Origin of the sequence: Buttiauxella cochleicola (assembly GCF_021282435.1) — a bacterium.
Taxonomy (GTDB): domain Bacteria; phylum Pseudomonadota; class Gammaproteobacteria; order Enterobacterales; family Enterobacteriaceae; genus Buttiauxella; species Buttiauxella massiliensis.
The window spans coordinates 246,531-260,987 of the sequence record NZ_JAJSOT010000001.1; the positions used below are offsets into that span (position 1 = coordinate 246,531).

The 14,457-nt window shown below is 48.7% G+C and carries 16 protein-coding genes; 6 read left to right on the plus strand and 10 right to left on the minus strand.

The features are described 5' to 3' along the window. Nucleotides 1-94: 94 nt before the first annotated feature. Nucleotides 95-1,006, plus strand: coding sequence for a DNA-binding transcriptional activator PunR (gene punR, locus LVQ77_RS01080; RefSeq protein ID WP_232903439.1), 912 nt, complete (start codon nt 95-97; stop codon nt 1,004-1,006). A 20-nt stretch (nt 1,007-1,026) separates the two neighbouring features. On the opposite strand, the gene purR is transcribed toward punR, so the two are convergent. Further along, nucleotides 1,027-2,052 carry an HTH-type transcriptional repressor PurR gene (gene purR, locus LVQ77_RS01085; RefSeq protein WP_154148953.1) on the minus strand — a complete coding sequence of 342 codons (1,026 nt, stop codon included), beginning with the start codon at nt 2,050-2,052 and terminating at the stop codon, nt 1,027-1,029. A gap of 295 nt (nt 2,053-2,347) precedes the next feature. Here purR and cydH point away from each other — a divergent pair, with 295 nt between their 5' ends. Continuing rightward, nucleotides 2,348-2,437: a cytochrome bd-I oxidase subunit CydH gene (gene cydH, locus LVQ77_RS01090; RefSeq protein ID WP_034455366.1), complete on the plus strand. Its 90-nt coding sequence runs from the start codon at nt 2,348-2,350 to the stop codon at nt 2,435-2,437. Between the two features lie 52 nt (nt 2,438-2,489). Here the strand turns inward: cydH and sodB are convergent, their stop codons facing one another. Both sodB and LVQ77_RS01100 read right to left on the minus strand, forming a co-directional pair. Further along, a complete protein-coding gene (sodB, locus tag LVQ77_RS01095; RefSeq protein WP_034455367.1) occupies nt 2,490-3,071 on the minus strand; it encodes a superoxide dismutase [Fe] in 582 nt (193 codons plus the stop codon). A 192-nt stretch (nt 3,072-3,263) separates the two neighbouring features. Next, nucleotides 3,264-4,112 carry a C40 family peptidase gene (locus LVQ77_RS01100; protein ID WP_232863548.1) on the minus strand — a complete coding sequence of 283 codons (849 nt, stop codon included), beginning with the start codon at nt 4,110-4,112 and terminating at the stop codon, nt 3,264-3,266. A 362-nt stretch (nt 4,113-4,474) separates the two neighbouring features. On the opposite strand from LVQ77_RS01100, the gene LVQ77_RS01105 reads away from it, so the two are divergent. Continuing rightward, nucleotides 4,475-4,819 carry a Grx4 family monothiol glutaredoxin gene (locus LVQ77_RS01105; RefSeq protein ID WP_232863549.1) on the plus strand — a complete coding sequence of 115 codons (345 nt, stop codon included), beginning with the start codon at nt 4,475-4,477 and terminating at the stop codon, nt 4,817-4,819. 66 nt (nt 4,820-4,885) lie between these two features. Here LVQ77_RS01105 and rnt read toward each other — a convergent pair whose 3' ends face one another. The 5 genes from rnt to eptA form a co-directional block, all read right to left on the minus strand. Beyond that, nucleotides 4,886-5,539: a ribonuclease T gene (rnt, locus tag LVQ77_RS01110; RefSeq protein WP_151995854.1), complete on the minus strand. Its 654-nt coding sequence runs from the start codon at nt 5,537-5,539 to the stop codon at nt 4,886-4,888. 93 nt (nt 5,540-5,632) lie between these two features. Beyond that, nucleotides 5,633-6,040, minus strand: a complete 408-nt coding sequence (gene gloA, locus LVQ77_RS01115) for a lactoylglutathione lyase (protein ID WP_064511763.1) — start codon at nt 6,038-6,040, stop codon at nt 5,633-5,635. 90 nt (nt 6,041-6,130) lie between these two features. Beyond that, nucleotides 6,131-7,228: an alkene reductase gene (locus LVQ77_RS01120; RefSeq protein ID WP_232903440.1), complete on the minus strand. Its 1,098-nt coding sequence runs from the start codon at nt 7,226-7,228 to the stop codon at nt 6,131-6,133. A gap of 54 nt (nt 7,229-7,282) precedes the next feature. Further along, a complete protein-coding gene (locus LVQ77_RS01125; RefSeq protein ID WP_232863551.1) occupies nt 7,283-7,882 on the minus strand; it encodes a TetR/AcrR family transcriptional regulator in 600 nt (199 codons plus the stop codon). 72 nt (nt 7,883-7,954) lie between these two features. Beyond that, on the minus strand, nt 7,955-9,583 hold the full coding sequence (eptA, locus tag LVQ77_RS01130; protein ID WP_232903928.1) for a phosphoethanolamine transferase EptA: 1,629 nt from the start codon (nt 9,581-9,583) through the stop codon (nt 7,955-7,957). A gap of 185 nt (nt 9,584-9,768) precedes the next feature. Here eptA and LVQ77_RS01135 point away from each other — a divergent pair, with 185 nt between their 5' ends. The 3 genes from LVQ77_RS01135 to sodC all read left to right on the plus strand — a co-directional run bounded on the left by LVQ77_RS01135 (nt 9,769) and on the right by sodC (nt 11,565). Further along, a complete protein-coding gene (locus LVQ77_RS01135; RefSeq protein ID WP_232863552.1) occupies nt 9,769-10,008 on the plus strand; it encodes a DUF1289 domain-containing protein in 240 nt (79 codons plus the stop codon). Between the two features lie 57 nt (nt 10,009-10,065). After that, nucleotides 10,066-10,962: an aldo/keto reductase gene (locus LVQ77_RS01140; RefSeq protein WP_232903441.1), complete on the plus strand. Its 897-nt coding sequence runs from the start codon at nt 10,066-10,068 to the stop codon at nt 10,960-10,962. A gap of 81 nt (nt 10,963-11,043) precedes the next feature. Further along, complete coding sequence (gene sodC / locus LVQ77_RS01145) at nt 11,044-11,565, plus strand: superoxide dismutase [Cu-Zn] SodC (RefSeq protein ID WP_232903442.1); 522 nt, start codon at nt 11,044-11,046, stop codon at nt 11,563-11,565. Between the two features lie 2 nt (nt 11,566-11,567). On the opposite strand, the gene LVQ77_RS01150 is transcribed toward sodC, so the two are convergent. Both LVQ77_RS01150 and LVQ77_RS01155 read right to left on the minus strand, forming a co-directional pair. Then, nucleotides 11,568-13,589, minus strand: a complete 2,022-nt coding sequence (locus LVQ77_RS01150; protein WP_232903443.1) for an FUSC family protein — start codon at nt 13,587-13,589, stop codon at nt 11,568-11,570. 8 nt (nt 13,590-13,597) lie between these two features. Beyond that, nucleotides 13,598-14,455: an efflux RND transporter periplasmic adaptor subunit gene (locus LVQ77_RS01155; protein WP_232863555.1), complete on the minus strand. Its 858-nt coding sequence runs from the start codon at nt 14,453-14,455 to the stop codon at nt 13,598-13,600. Nucleotides 14,456-14,457 lie beyond the last annotated feature (2 nt).

Here is a 14,457-nt window from a genome sequence, read left to right on the forward strand (position 1 = left end):
GCAGGTTGATCGCTGCGAGAGTGTACGGAGTGCAAATAGGCTTGTGAAACGCTAATATTTGTAGGTTGCGTTCAAAAAATTTGTGAGCAGAGAAATGTGGTCAGAATATTCGCTGGAAGTGATAGATGCGGTAGCGCGCAATGGCAGCTTCAGTGGTGCAGCACAAGAGTTGCACCGCGTGCCGTCAGCTATCAGTTATACGGTACGGCAACTGGAGGATTGGTTAGCGGTTCCGTTATTCGAACGTCGCCATCGTGATGTTGAATTAACCCCCGCTGGCGTCTTTTTCCTGAAAGAAGGCCGTTCTGTTATCAAAAAAATGATGACGACACGGCAGCAGTGTCAACAGATCGCAAATGGATGGCGCGGGCACCTGGCGATTGCAGTCGATAACATCGTTAAACCTGAACGAACACGTCAGTTAGTGTTGGATTTTTATCGTCATTTTCCGGATATCGAACTGCGTATCTTCCAGGAAGTGTTTAACGGCGTGTGGGATGCGCTGGCTGATGGGCGAGTTGAAGTCGCGATTGGTGCGACACAAGCTATTCCCGTCGGGGGGCGTTATGCGTTCCGCGATATGGGGACGTTGAGTTGGCGCTGTGTGGTGTCATCAAATCACCCGCTGGCACAGCAGGGCAGAACCTTAAGTGATGATGATCTACGAGCCTGGCCGTCGTTAGTACTGGAAGATACCTCCCGCTCGCTACCGAAGCGCATTACCTGGCTTTTGGATAACCAGCGTCGAGTTGTGGTTCCAGACTGGGAATCTGGCTCTGATTGTCTTAGCGCGGGTTTATGTATTGGTATGGTGCCACTGCATATAGCAAAGCCGTGGTTAGCTTCGGGGCAGTGGAGTGAGCTGACGCTCGATAACCCATTCCCGGACGCGGCATGTTGCCTGACATGGCGGCAAAATGATGCTTCGCCAGCTTTGGCCTGGCTGTTGGAGTATTTGGGGGATAGCGAGACGATGAATCAGGAGTGGTTGCAGGAGCCTGCTTAGGCAGGCTCCATTGACTGTTTTTAGCGACGATAATCGCGGAATGGACCATCTGCCACTGAACGGCGTTCAATTAAGCGTGGATGTACTTCAATCGACTGCGACTCTTCGCGTTTATTGACGATTCTATCCAGCAGCATATTGAATGCTGTTTCACCCAGTGAATCCTTCGGCTGATGAATGGTGGTCAGTGCCGGTGAGAAGTAACGCGCGTTACGCACGTTGTCGTAGCCGATAATGGAAATATCTTGCGGCACGCGTAAACCCATTTCATCAGCAGCACAAATTGCGCCCATCGCCATAATGTCACCGCCGCAGAATACCGCGGTAGGGCGATGAGACTGGCCAATTATCTGCTGCATGGCGCGGTAGCCTGACTCAGGTTCAAAGTCACCCTGCACAATCCAGTTCTCAGGAATAGCGATACCAGCTTCTTCCAGCGCTTTCATAAAACCAGCATGGCGGCCGCCACCGGTATTACGTTCCATTTGACCGGGAATTGCACCAATTTCGCGGTGACCACGCTCAATCAAATAACGGCCAGCCAGATAGCCACCGTGGAAGGCATTATCGACAACGGAGTCGGTGAAATCCGCGCGGGCTTCGCCCCAGTCCATCACAACCATTGGGATGTGACGATACTCTTCAAGCATTGTGAGTAATGATTCCGGGTATTCAGAACACATCACCAACAGCCCATCGACGCGTTTTTGCGCCATCATGGATAAATAGGCGCGCTGTTTTTCGAAATTATTGTGCGCATTACCCAAAATCAGGGTGTAGCCTTTTTCAAAGCAGCTATTTTCGACAGCTTCGATTATCTCGGCAAAATAGGGTGCTTCGCTAGAAGTGGCTAGCAAACCAATCGTTTTGGTGTGATTAACTTTCAAGCTACGTGCGACGGCGCTAGGCGAATAATGCAATTGTTTAATTGCTGCCCAGACCGCATTGCGTGTTTCTTCCGCCACAAAACGGGTCTTGTTAATCACATGTGATACGGTTGTAGTGGAAACGTTTGCGAGCTTCGCTACGTCCTTGATTGTCGCCATTAAATTTCACTCCGGGCCATATCGTAAACCCCTGATAACCAATGTGTTAAACGTTTGCGTACGCTAACTCCTGAGGCAACGTTAAGGTTGCAGGTATGCCGGGATTGCGACATAAAACGGGAGGAGGGCGTTGAATAGATGGTACGCAACAAATTAGCGTGGGATTTTGGCCTATCCTGGAGAAAAGTGAAAGAGGGAAAAGCGATATCAGGTTAAAACCAGGGGGATTTTTATGTCTGATTGTGGGAAAATCAATCCGACACACCGATTGTAGGGTAATAAAAGGAGTTTGCTAATGAGTACCGATCTGAAATTTTCAATCATGACCACGGTTGTTGTTTTGGCACTGATTGTGTGTGGCGCGTTAACCGCCGTACTGCACTGATACATCGCTCTGATTAAAATGGGCCGCAATCGCGGCCCATATCTTTTAGGTTTTATGCTGCCAGATTCTTAGCAACAAACTCCCAGTTCACCAACGCCCAGAAATGCTCAAGATAGCCAGCACGAGCATTGCGGTAGTCGATGTAGTACGCATGTTCCCACACATCCACAGTCAATAACGGTGTTGCCGCTGTTGTTAATGGGGTACCCGCGTTTGAGGTAGAGACAATCGCCAGAGCGCCATCTTCTTGTTTGACAAGCCAGGTCCAGCCAGCGCCAAAGTTTTTAATAGCCGCATCAGTGAACTGCTGTTTAAACTCAGCAAAGCTCCCAAACGACTTATTAATGGCTTCCAGAAGCTCTCCAGTTGGTTCACCGCCTGCATTTGGTGCCAGGCAATTCCAATAGAAGGTGTGGTTCCAAACCTGAGCTGCGTTGTTAAACACGCCACCTTCGGAAGTACGAACGATCTCTTCGAGAGTTTTACCTTCAAACGCGGTGCCCTTAACCAGATTGTTCAGGTTAGTGACATAGGTTTGATGGTGTTTACCGTAATGGTATTCCAGAGTTTCGGCGGAGATATGCGGTGCTAAAGCATCTTTTGCATATGGTAGTGCAGGTAGTTCGAACGACATTGCTGACTCCTTATTACCCTTCATACTTCGAGCCGCATCTTTGTTGGCTGCGATGCAACTCGAATTAATTTGGGTATCTATTGTTAAACATCACTTTTAGTGCGGGTTTAGGGTAACAAATTGAAAGGATAAGCAAAAGAGGGAACTCACCTGCCCAGGGAAGGGCAGGCGTAGGTTTTCTAATAAGAGTGTTTAACGAATGGTTTTAGGGGTCATAACGCGTTTGGCACCGACATAGTGGCGCTGCCAGTAGTCTTCGCTCAATGAGGTGATCTGGATATCCTGCCCGGTACGCGGTGACTGAATAAATTTACCGTTGCCCACGTACACGCCAACATGGTCAGCGGTGCCTCGACCTTGGGTGCGGAAGAAGACCAAATCGCCAGTTTCCAATTCCCCACGATCTACAGATGAGGCATCACGCAGGTGATACATCTCATTAGCGGTACGAGGAATACGGAACTTCACTAAATCTTTGTATGCGTAGTAAACCAGACCACTACAATCGAAACCGGTAACCGGCGAGGTGCCACCCCAACGATACGGTTTACCAATCTGGCCCATCAATTTATTCATTGCCGTTTTTTGTGCTTTTTGCACACGGACTTTATGCGCCGCAGCAATCGTCGTTGGCTGCTCTGATTTAACTTTTACACAATGCGCTTTATGGCCTTTACGTGGCTTGCTGCATTTTTCGGTGAAAGTAACAGGCTGAGCTTTTGCGAGCTTAGAGGTTTTATTGCGGGAGTTTTTTGCAAGATTCTTTGTTTTAGCGCTGCTGGCATTTTTGGCAGTTTTACTTTTTGCGGCAGTTGCTTCTTTTTTCTTGCTGGCTGTTTTGACTGAGGTGGTGCTTTTTTTGCTGGCGGTGGTGGTTTTACTCTTACTGCTCTTTTCTGTGCTCTTCGTTGTGCTTTTCACAACGTGCGCTTTTTGCGCAGCCACGGGACGAGCGTGCTCAGACGCCTGCGTCAATGGTGTATACGGCAAGGTAAATAGCAGAGCACAGAGCGTGATAGAAATTTTTGTTATCCGCGCCACTCGACAATCCCCTGGTGAAAATGAATGCATGAGAAAAACCATCATGCCCGTGTATGATTTTGCGAAACCCGCCGATTCTAATCTATTAACCACGATAAAGTTAATAACCTTTTACTATTCGCCTTGCTGTTTCGTTACCGGACGCAAAAAAATTAACCAAACTAATGGTTGTAAGGCTATTTATTGATCAGGCATAGGGTCATTTGCTGATTTTCAGTGGCGGGAAAAGTGTTATTCTTAATACATGTTGTCCCTCCATCGCGTATGACAGAAAAACCCTTTAAAAAATGGTGTTTTCTGGAGAGGGCGTCAATCGCTACAATGGCAGACTAATGCCAGTACTTGGTTTGAGGAAGCAAGCAATGAGCACTATTGAAAAAATCCAACAACAGATTACTGAGAACCCAATTCTTCTTTATATGAAAGGTTCTCCGAAACTGCCTAGCTGTGGCTTCTCCGCCCAGGCTGTGCAGGCGCTATCCGCTTGTGGTGAGCGTTTCGCGTACGTTGATATTTTACAGAACCCAGACATCCGTGCTGAGCTGCCAAAATACGCTAACTGGCCTACTTTCCCGCAGCTGTGGGTTGATGGTGAACTGGTTGGCGGCTGCGACATCATTATTGAGATGTATCAGCGTGGCGAGTTGCAGACACTGATTAAAGAATCTGCTGCCAAACACAAATCTGAAGAGCCAGACGCAGAGTAATTTGAAACTGGACTAAGTAATTGCCAGAAATAAAAAAGCGACTTATCAAAGTCGCTTTTTTTATGCTCAGGATTCGGGGTCCGCTGGCAGCGGTAAAGGCCAGCCGCCTAAACGTTTCCAACGGTTAACGATTTCGCAAAAAAGCTCGGCGGTTTGCTCAGTATCATATAGAGCCGAGTGCGCCTGGCTGCTGTCAAATGGCATGCCAGCGGCGATACATGCTTTGGCGAGCACCGTCTGGCCCAGTGCTAACCCGCTTAGTGCGGCAGTGTCAAAGGTCACAAATGGATGGAACGGGTTACGTTTTAATGAAGCACGTTCTGCCGCTGCCATCATAAAGCTGTGATCGAATGTCGCATTATGGGCGACCATGATCGCGCGGTTACAACCGCTGTCTTTAATGCCTTTGCGCACCATTTTAAAAATTGCGTGCAGCGCGTCATATTCACTCACTGCACCACGCAAAGGGTTATGCGGGTCGATACCATTAAAGGCCAGCGCTTCAGGTTGAAGAATTGCGCCTTCAAAAGGTTCAACATGGAAATGCAGGGTTTCGTCAATCGATAACCAGCCGTCTTGATCCATCTTTAAAGTGATGGCTGCGACTTCAAGTAAAGCATCGGTTTTAGCGTTAAACCCGGCGGTTTCAACGTCAATGACTACCGGATAAAAACCACGAAAACGGTCGCACAGGCTATGCAGTTGCGTGTTGTCAGACATCAGGATCTCTTAATACGGGGAAAAAGCAGCGCGCATTATGGCAAATTTTAACAAGGGAAGCTAACGGGCGCAGAGAGCACCCGTAACAGGATATTAATTACCCAACCCTTTACCTGCGTCTTTGCTTTCGATCAGCTCAATTTTGTAGCCGTCTGGATCTTCAACAAAAGCGATAACGGTGGAGCCGCCTTTTACCGGGCCAGCTTCACGGGTGACATTGCCACCGTTTTTACGAATACGTTCGCAGGCTTCAGCCGCGTCATCAACGCTCAGAGCGATGTGACCATAAGCATTGCCTAAATCGTAGCTATCGGTGCCCCAGTTATAGGTCAGTTCGATAACCGCTTCTTCGGTTTCCGGGCCGTAGCCAACGAATGCCAGAGAGTATTTGTATTCAGGGTTTTCACTGGTACGCAGCAGAGTCATGCCCAGCACGTTAGTGTAAAATTCGATGGAGCGTTGCAGATCGCCGACACGCAGCATGGTGTGAAGTAAGCGCATATTTACAAAATCCTCTTAGAATTAAAGGGTTAATTTCTAAATGTGAGGTAAGTATAGCGGCGAACTAGCGCCGCTATCAATGAGAGGGGTCTATAAAGTCGGGTAGTCGGTATAACCTTCTGCACCACCACCATAGAAAGTTTCAGGGCGCTGGGCGTTGAGTTCTGCATTGTGATGCAGGCGTTCAACCAGATCCGGGTTAGCAATATAGTCACGGCCAAAGGCTACTGCGTCGATTAGGCCTTTCTCGATTAATGTTTCGGCTTTTTCTGGCGTGTAAGCACCAGCACCGATGATCACACCGTTAAAGCGGTCACGTACTTTCTGACGGAACTCTTCGGTATAAGGTTGACCACCAGCCCAGTCTGGTTCAGACATGTGCAGATACGCGATGCCACGTTTGTTCAATTCTTCAATCAGATACAGTGCATCAGCTTCTTCGTTCGGGCCGTTATCAACATTCTGGAAAGAACCGATTGGTGAGACGCGAATACCGATGCGATCGGCACTCCACTCTTTGCGTGCAGCATCAACCACTTCTAATACCAGACGTGCGCGGTTTTCGCGGCTGCCACCGTATTCATCGGTACGATGGTTAGATGTTGGTGACAGGAATTGATGCAGTAAGTAACCGTGTGCAGAGTGTAATTCGACCATATCAAAGCCAGCATCACGTGCATTACCTACAGCCTGGCGGAAGTCATTCACAATACCTGGGATTTCATTAAGCTCAAGAGCACGTGGCATTGAGGTATCGACGCGAATGGCATGGCCATTTTCATCACGTAATGAGGTGCGCGTTCCGGCAGAAATTGCAGATGGCGCAACCGGTGCTTGCTGGTCTGGCTGAATACTGGTGTGGGAGATACGGCCGGTATGCCACAGCTGTACTGCAATACGACCGTCTGCGGCGTGAACGCCTGCGGTAATTTTCTTCCATGCTGCGATTTGCTCATCGCTATGCAGACCAGGAGCACCTTCATAGCCTTTAGCTTGCGCTGAAATTTGCGTTGCTTCGCTGATAATTAACCCAGAACTTGCACGCTGACGGTAGTACTCACCCATCAATGGCGTTGGAATATCGCCAGGCACAATGCTACGCAGGCGGGTTAATGGTGCCATAAAGATACGGTTAGGCGTGGTAATCGCGCCGACTTTCAGTGGAGTAAATAATTTATCTGCTGACATATAAAACGCCTCTAATAGACCGGTCGTCTACTGTTTGATTAAATAAAAAGCCTGTCAGGAGACAGACTCCGCTAATAATTGAGTTACGTGGGCGAGGGCGCATTCTAGCGGTACCGCGCTACGTGAAATCTTCGCCTGAAGACTTGCTCCTAGCCACAAAGCATAAATTACCTGGGCCTGGCTTAACGCTGAGCCGGTTAATTTCAAGCTTGATTCGGCATCACCTTTTTCCAGTGCATCAGCAATCTGGGAGACAATTTGTGCGGCACCTTTGTTCAGGGCCGCGCGCATATCTTCTGAAAGATCACACACTTCAGCCGAAAGCTTTACCGTTAAACAACTGATCAAGCTGCCGTGCTGGCAAAACCATGTCACCGTTTCCTGGTACCAGGCCAGCAATTTTTCTCGATAATTACCGCTATCGTGGGAAAAGTGCTGCTGTAATCGCAGGTTATAAGCAGTGTAGTAACGCTCAAGCATCGCCACGCCAAATGCTTCTTTTGACCGAAAGTAATGATAAAACGAGCCTTTCGGTACTTCAGCTGTGCTTAACAGCTCGCTCAATCCCATGCCAGTAAACCCACGTTGCAGACAAAGCTGCTCGCCGGTAGCAAGGAGGTGTTCACGAGTGTCATGTTCAGGATGTCTGTTCATGGGGAATACTGTAATAGACCAGTCGGTCTAAGGCAAGGCTCAGGCGGCAGAATTTTCCTGCCGCCTGAAGGGTCAGGCTTTACGGCATGTGGCAATAATATCCATATCAGATTGATATTCTGAGGTTTTAATATCCATCATTCCCAGCAGCGTTGAGAAAATATTATCCTGAGAAACTTGTTCAGCAGCAGCTTTCTTTGCCAGGCAATCAGCATTGACGGCAAAATTTTGTTGGTAATCTTTCGATAGCCAGAACAGGAACGGAATGTGCGTTTGCTGTGAAGGGGCCAGCATATATGGCGTGCCATGCAAATAAATACCGTTTTCACCCAGTGATTCACCGTGGTCGGAAAGATAGACCAGTGCGGTATTGAATTTGTCGCCATGTGCGTTCAATTCATCGATGGTGCGGCTAACAATATCGTCGGTATACAAAATGGTGTTGTCATAGGTATTGATGAGCGACTGGCGATCGCAGTCCTGAATCTGGTTACTGTCACACGTTGGTGTGAACTTGCGGAATTTATCCGGGTAGCGGCGATAGTAGGCCGGGCCATGGCTACCCATCAGGTGCAATACAATGACGGAATCTTGCTGCAAACCATCCAACACGTTACCAAAACGATGCAAAATCGCGTCATCCCAGCAGGATTTGTCTTTGCACAACGCGTCTAAATTCCATTGGGTCATATCGGTATGCGGGATACGGTCACAAGCCCCTTTACAACCGCCATCATTATCACGCCATAGCAGATTGATTCCTGCATGTGCCATGACATCAAGCAACCCTTCCTGGTGACGAGCCAACGATGCATCGTAATTTTTGCGTGGCATATTAGAGAACATGCATGGAACGGAAACAGCCGTTTCGGTACCGCAAGATGATGCATTAGGGAAATAAATAACGTCGCGTTTTTTCAGTTCCGGATTGGTATCACGAGTGTAACCATTCAGTGAATAGTTTTCAGCGCGCGAGGCTTCCCCCACAACAAAGACAACAACGGTTTTCTTTTTCTGTTGGCTAATCAAGGTGCCTTTTTTCGCATCTTCACCAATTTTTACCAGCGTTTGATCGCCGGCAAACCAGCGAGTCAAGCTGTAGCGGCTTATCGCGCTAATGTAGTTGGCAGGTGTCACCATTTTCACCACGCCTTTGTTGTTACGGAACAGTGAGGCGTAGTCTTTATAGAATACGGATGCGACAAGAATAATGATCAGCAGGCCAGCTAAGACGCCTACCAATCGAGTCAGGAGGGTATACCACCAACGTGAAGGTTTGATTTTGATTGATGCAAGGATGAGCGCAGGCACGATGCCCGCAAGGCTGAGCCAAATAAGCAACTGTGGTGTAACCAGTGCTACAGCTTCCTGGGAGTCGGTTTCAAAAACGTTCGTCATCATGTTTTTGTCGATGACGGCGCCGTAGGTGTACATAAAATAGTTACTGGCAGCACAGCCAATTATCAGTATCACCAGCACAGGCTTACGCAACCACGGCAGGTTAATCATGCTGAAAATAGTCAACCAGGCGCTGAATAACACCACTGGTACAGAAATTGCGAAGAGCCAGCTATGGAAGGAAACTGGAGCAATGATTTCCCAAGTGCGTTTTATGAACAAGAAATTTATTAAAGTGAAGAAGAGTGCACAGCAAATATTAAACTTAGAATCGTTACACTGTAACTTTTTCAGGGATTCCATAACAGCCATAAAAGATCATAAAGAATGCGCATAGACTAATAAATAAAGATTAGGTGAACCTTAGTTTCAAAAAATTCATTCATATCTTTGTTTGCGGGACAAGCACTAAGAATATTTACCGCACCGCTTGCAACATTTTATTTGTCGGACTTCAATTGAAGCAATGCTACGAAAGAGGTGTGAGGGTGTCTGAACAGTTAGAATTTTTCCCGATTCAAAGCCCGTGTCGTGGGATCTGCCAGTCAGATGAACGCGGTTTTTGCCGTGGCTGTATGCGCAGCCGTGATGAACGATTTCAGTGGCAGCAATTAAGCGATGGGCAAAAACAAGACGTGCTTCGGTTATGTCGCCAGAGATTGATGCGCAAATTACGCGCAAACAAGCCTGATTCCCCTGAAGAACCGCAACAACCCTCACTTTTTTAATTCCTTGATGCCGTTATACTCAGTCGCAGAATTCGTTTACTACTGAGGACAGGCTTTATGGTACAGCGCATTACGATTTCCCCGCAGGGCCCAGAATTTTCACGCCTGGTCATGGGGTATTGGCGTTTGATGGAGTGGAACATGTCCGCGCCTCAGCTAGCCAGCTTTATTGAAGAGCATGTCGATTTAGGAATTACTACTGCCGATCACGCCGATATCTATGGCGGTTATCAGTGCGAAGCGGCATTTGGCGAAGCGATGCGCCTGGCGCCACATTTGCGTCAGAAAATGGAAATTGTCACCAAGTGTGGTATTGCCACCACGGCAAACCCGGACCACGCCTTGGGTCACTACATTACCGATAAATCACACATCATCAGTCAGACTGAAAAATCGCTTGAGAATCTGGCAACCGATTATCTCGATCTTCTGTTGATCCACCGACCTGATCCTTTGATGGATGCTGATGAAGTTGCAGAAGCCTTCACTTCGCTGCATCAGAGTGGAAAAGTGCGTCACTTTGGCGTGTCGAACTTTACACCTGCGCAGTTTGCTTTGTTGCAATCACGTTTGCCTTTCACGCTTGCGACCAATCAGGTAGAAATCTCCCCAGTACATCAGCCTGCTATTCTCGACGGTACGCTGGACCAATGCCAACAGTTGCGCATTCACCCGATGGCATGGTCATGTCTGGGTGGTGGTAGCCTGTTTAACGACGAGGCGTTCCAGCCGCTGCGTGATGAGCTACAAGCCGTCGCAAATGAAATCGGTGCGGAAACTATTGAACAGGTAGTTTACGCGTGGGTGATGAGATTGCCGTCTAAACCATTGCCAATCATCGGTTCCGGTAAAATTGAACGCGTGCGTTCAGCGATTCACTCCTTAAGCCTCGATATGAGCCGCCAGCAGTGGTTCCGTATCCGTAAAGCGGCATTGGGTTACGACGTGCCATAACCCACAAAAACAGTTATCTCCCGGAGGATTCAACTTGTCTGACCTATGCTTAACAGGTTGAACGTGAATCCGGGAGTTAATATGAAGCGAATAAGTCTGGCTTTTTTAACGCTGTTTAGCTGTGCGGCTGTTCAGGCTGCGAGCACCGAAGTTCAAATGAATCTCGTCACGCCTAAAGGGATTGGCCATTCTCTTGGTACCGTGAAAATCACCGAAACCGACAAAGGGCTGGTCTTTGCACCCGATCTTAGAACCCTTCCTCCAGGCGAACATGGTTTTCATGTTCACACCAATAGCAGCTGTGAACCTGCAATGAAAGCTGGAAAACCTTCAGCTGCAGAGGCTGCTGGTGGCCACTTGGATCCTGATCACACTGGGAAACACATGGGGCCGATGGGTGTTGGGCACCTGGGTGATTTGCCTGTACTTGTGGTCGATAATGATGGAAGCGCTACCGAACCGGTCACCGCACCTCGCCTGAAAACACTTGATGAAGTAAAAGGCAAAGCGCTGATGGTGCATGTTGACGGCGATAATATGTCCGATCAACCTAAACCACTTGGTGGTGGTGGAGCACGTTACGCTTGCGGTGTCATTCAATAAAATCAGTGGCTACCTGCCAGAGTTCCGGCAGGTGGCGCCTGTTCCAGCTGTGAAAGTGAGCAGTAGAGCCGCCAGATAATTCCCGCAAGCTCTCGTGCTGCCGGATTGTGATGATGTGCGAGCGTCTCAGACATTCGCTGCAATTCCTGTAACGTGGCTGCTAACGAGCGTTGTTGTACTCCGCGCTCGCTCATGATGTCCCTCAAGGTATGAATACACACATCGCGCACTTGTGAGAGCGGGTCGGAACGTGTTTCCCATACTCGTAATTGCCAAACAACATGAGAACAATTGAGTAATACCACTCCCCAGCGCAGCAACCAGCGGCGCGCCACGTCATCTTTACTGTTACTCAATTGGCTGATGTGGTGATAAACCAGCGATTCGAACTGGTTCTCAGAGTGTTGCGGCTTACGGCTTAACTGATCGACAAAACCGCGCCGTAAGGCACGAATATGACGGCGGCCTTTGCGTGTGTCGGAGCCCGGGCGAAGCACAGAAAACGCAACCCAGGAAAGACCTACACCAATGACTTTTGCCAGATTGTCATTGAGGAAGTCAGCTAAGTCATAAACCGGTGGATTAGTGACGGCGATAAATGACCCCATAAAAACAATTAATTGCCCCCACAGCCCGGCAAACTTAGGTTGTTGCAGTTTCAGCAGTTGCATTGTCGCCAGCAACGGCAGCAGGAAAACCAGGAATTGCCACAAATCGGTAATCTGTACCATCAGGCCAAATTTGACCAGGAAGCTGAATAATGACAGCCATAGCAGGGTGCGCATCAGTAGCGTAAGTGAGTTAAGCGGTGAGGCGACCGACGAATAGAGCACGCAACTTATCGCCGCCAACGACAACGCGCCACTCCCGGCGTCCCATTGAGTGTTAATGCACCATGCTCCGGTTACGGTTATCACGCAAAAGGTACGTAACGCGCTCCACAATGCTTCGGTATTATCGGTGTGACGTGCCAGCGGCGGCGTTTTGGGCGGAGTGAGCTCTGAAACCGGGGTGGCATTTTCTAGTTCACGCAACCAGCGGCTACTGTTCAGATACAACCAACAGAAATACCGTAAACGCAGCCAGAATGCCTGATGACGGTAATCAGCTTCGGGCCCAGGGGCAATCTGTTGCAACAGCCGGGCGACGGTATATTTATGGGTGCCTTCCCGCGCCAGTTCATTAATCAATGCTTCAAGAACCGGCCACAGGTTTTCCGGGGGATTTGGCCAGTTCATTAGCATGCGTCTAAGGCTTGAGATTACGCTGGTCAGACGTAATTGTTGATGGATTAAATAATTGAGCAAATTATTCTGGCGGCGAAAGCGGTAATGGCTCCAGAACGCCTGAATTCTCAATAGATTCATGGTTAGAATCTGCCCAATAACACCTTCGTGTGCAGTACGAATGGCATCTGTGGTTTCTGGTTTCCATAACATTGATGCATGCTCTAACAACCGGGCATGCATATTTCGCAACGCACTAAGAAGGGTGGTGCCATCTGAGGTACTGGGCAGTACCATCATCATAAATCCACCACACAAAATTCCGACAATTACCTCACAAACACGCGCCTGAGTGATGTCCCAAAGCTGGGTTGTTTCGACGGTATTGACCATCGGGAAAGCGATGATCGCAGCGGTGTAGCCTGCCAGCATAAAAGCATAGGCTACGTTGTTCTGGAAATGGCTGGAGCTCCATGTGCACAGTGCGAGCCAGGATGCCATCGCAAAGGTAAACAACCAGGGGTCGTTGAGTGTGTTTCCCGCAATAATCAAAGAGGCCATTGCGCCAATCAGGCTACCGGCGACTCGTCCGAGACTTTTACTGACCACGCCACCGACAGTGGGGAAACTGACGACCGCCGCGGAGGTCATCGCCCAATAAGGTTCATCTAAATCCAGGTAGTAAGCGATGGTTAATGCGAGGCACATCGCAATGGCATTACGCAGGGCATAGCGCCATTGCCCGGCGTTTGCTTTTCCCCAGGGCGTATTTTTCCATGCCAGTGACGAGAGTTTCATCGCTGGATTCAGTGTTTGATTGAAACGGTGCAGGTGGTACCGGAAACCAGTGTAATACCTTGCGGGATTTGGTTTAGCTGAATGCGTACCGGCACACGCTGAGCAAGGCGCACCCACGGCACATTGGGTTTGATATCCGCCACCAGATCGCTATCGCTTTCAACACTTTGGTCATAAATGGCACGGCCAATACTTTGCACTTTGCCTGATAACGGTACATGCCCGCTATAGAGAACAATTTCTGCTAGATCACCGGGTTGAATATGGCGCAGTTTGGTTTCTTCAAAATAACCTACAACATAGAAAGAATGACTGTCGACCAGCGCAAATACGGGCTGTCCTGCGGTCGCATAATTACCAGTACGTGTTGACAGATTGGTTACCCAGCCATCAACAGGTGCGGTAACTGTTGTTTGAGAGATCTGCCATTTCGCCTGTTCAACAGTAGCTTCAGCGGCTTTTACAGCAGCTTGCGCGGCTTTGACATTAATATTTGCCGTGTCCATATCTTCTGCGGAAATGTAGTTACGCGGCAGATTTTTGCGGCGATTCGCTTCATTGCTGGCTTTTGATAATTCTGACTGAGACTGAGCTAATTGCGCTTGGGCATTGAGCTGCGCGATGTGGTAGGGCGTAGAGTCAATGGTGAAGAGAATGGTTCCCGCTTTGACGAACTGGTTATCTTCGATATTCAGCTGAGTTATCGTTCCGGACACCTGCGGCGTGATGCTGACTTGCTCCGCACGGACTTTCCCGTCTCGCGTCCAGGGGGATTGCATGTAATAATTCCATAACAGCCAGCCAACAATGAGGGCTGCCGCGAAAATCACTAGCGTGGAAAAGTACTTTATTGTTTTCATATTCATGC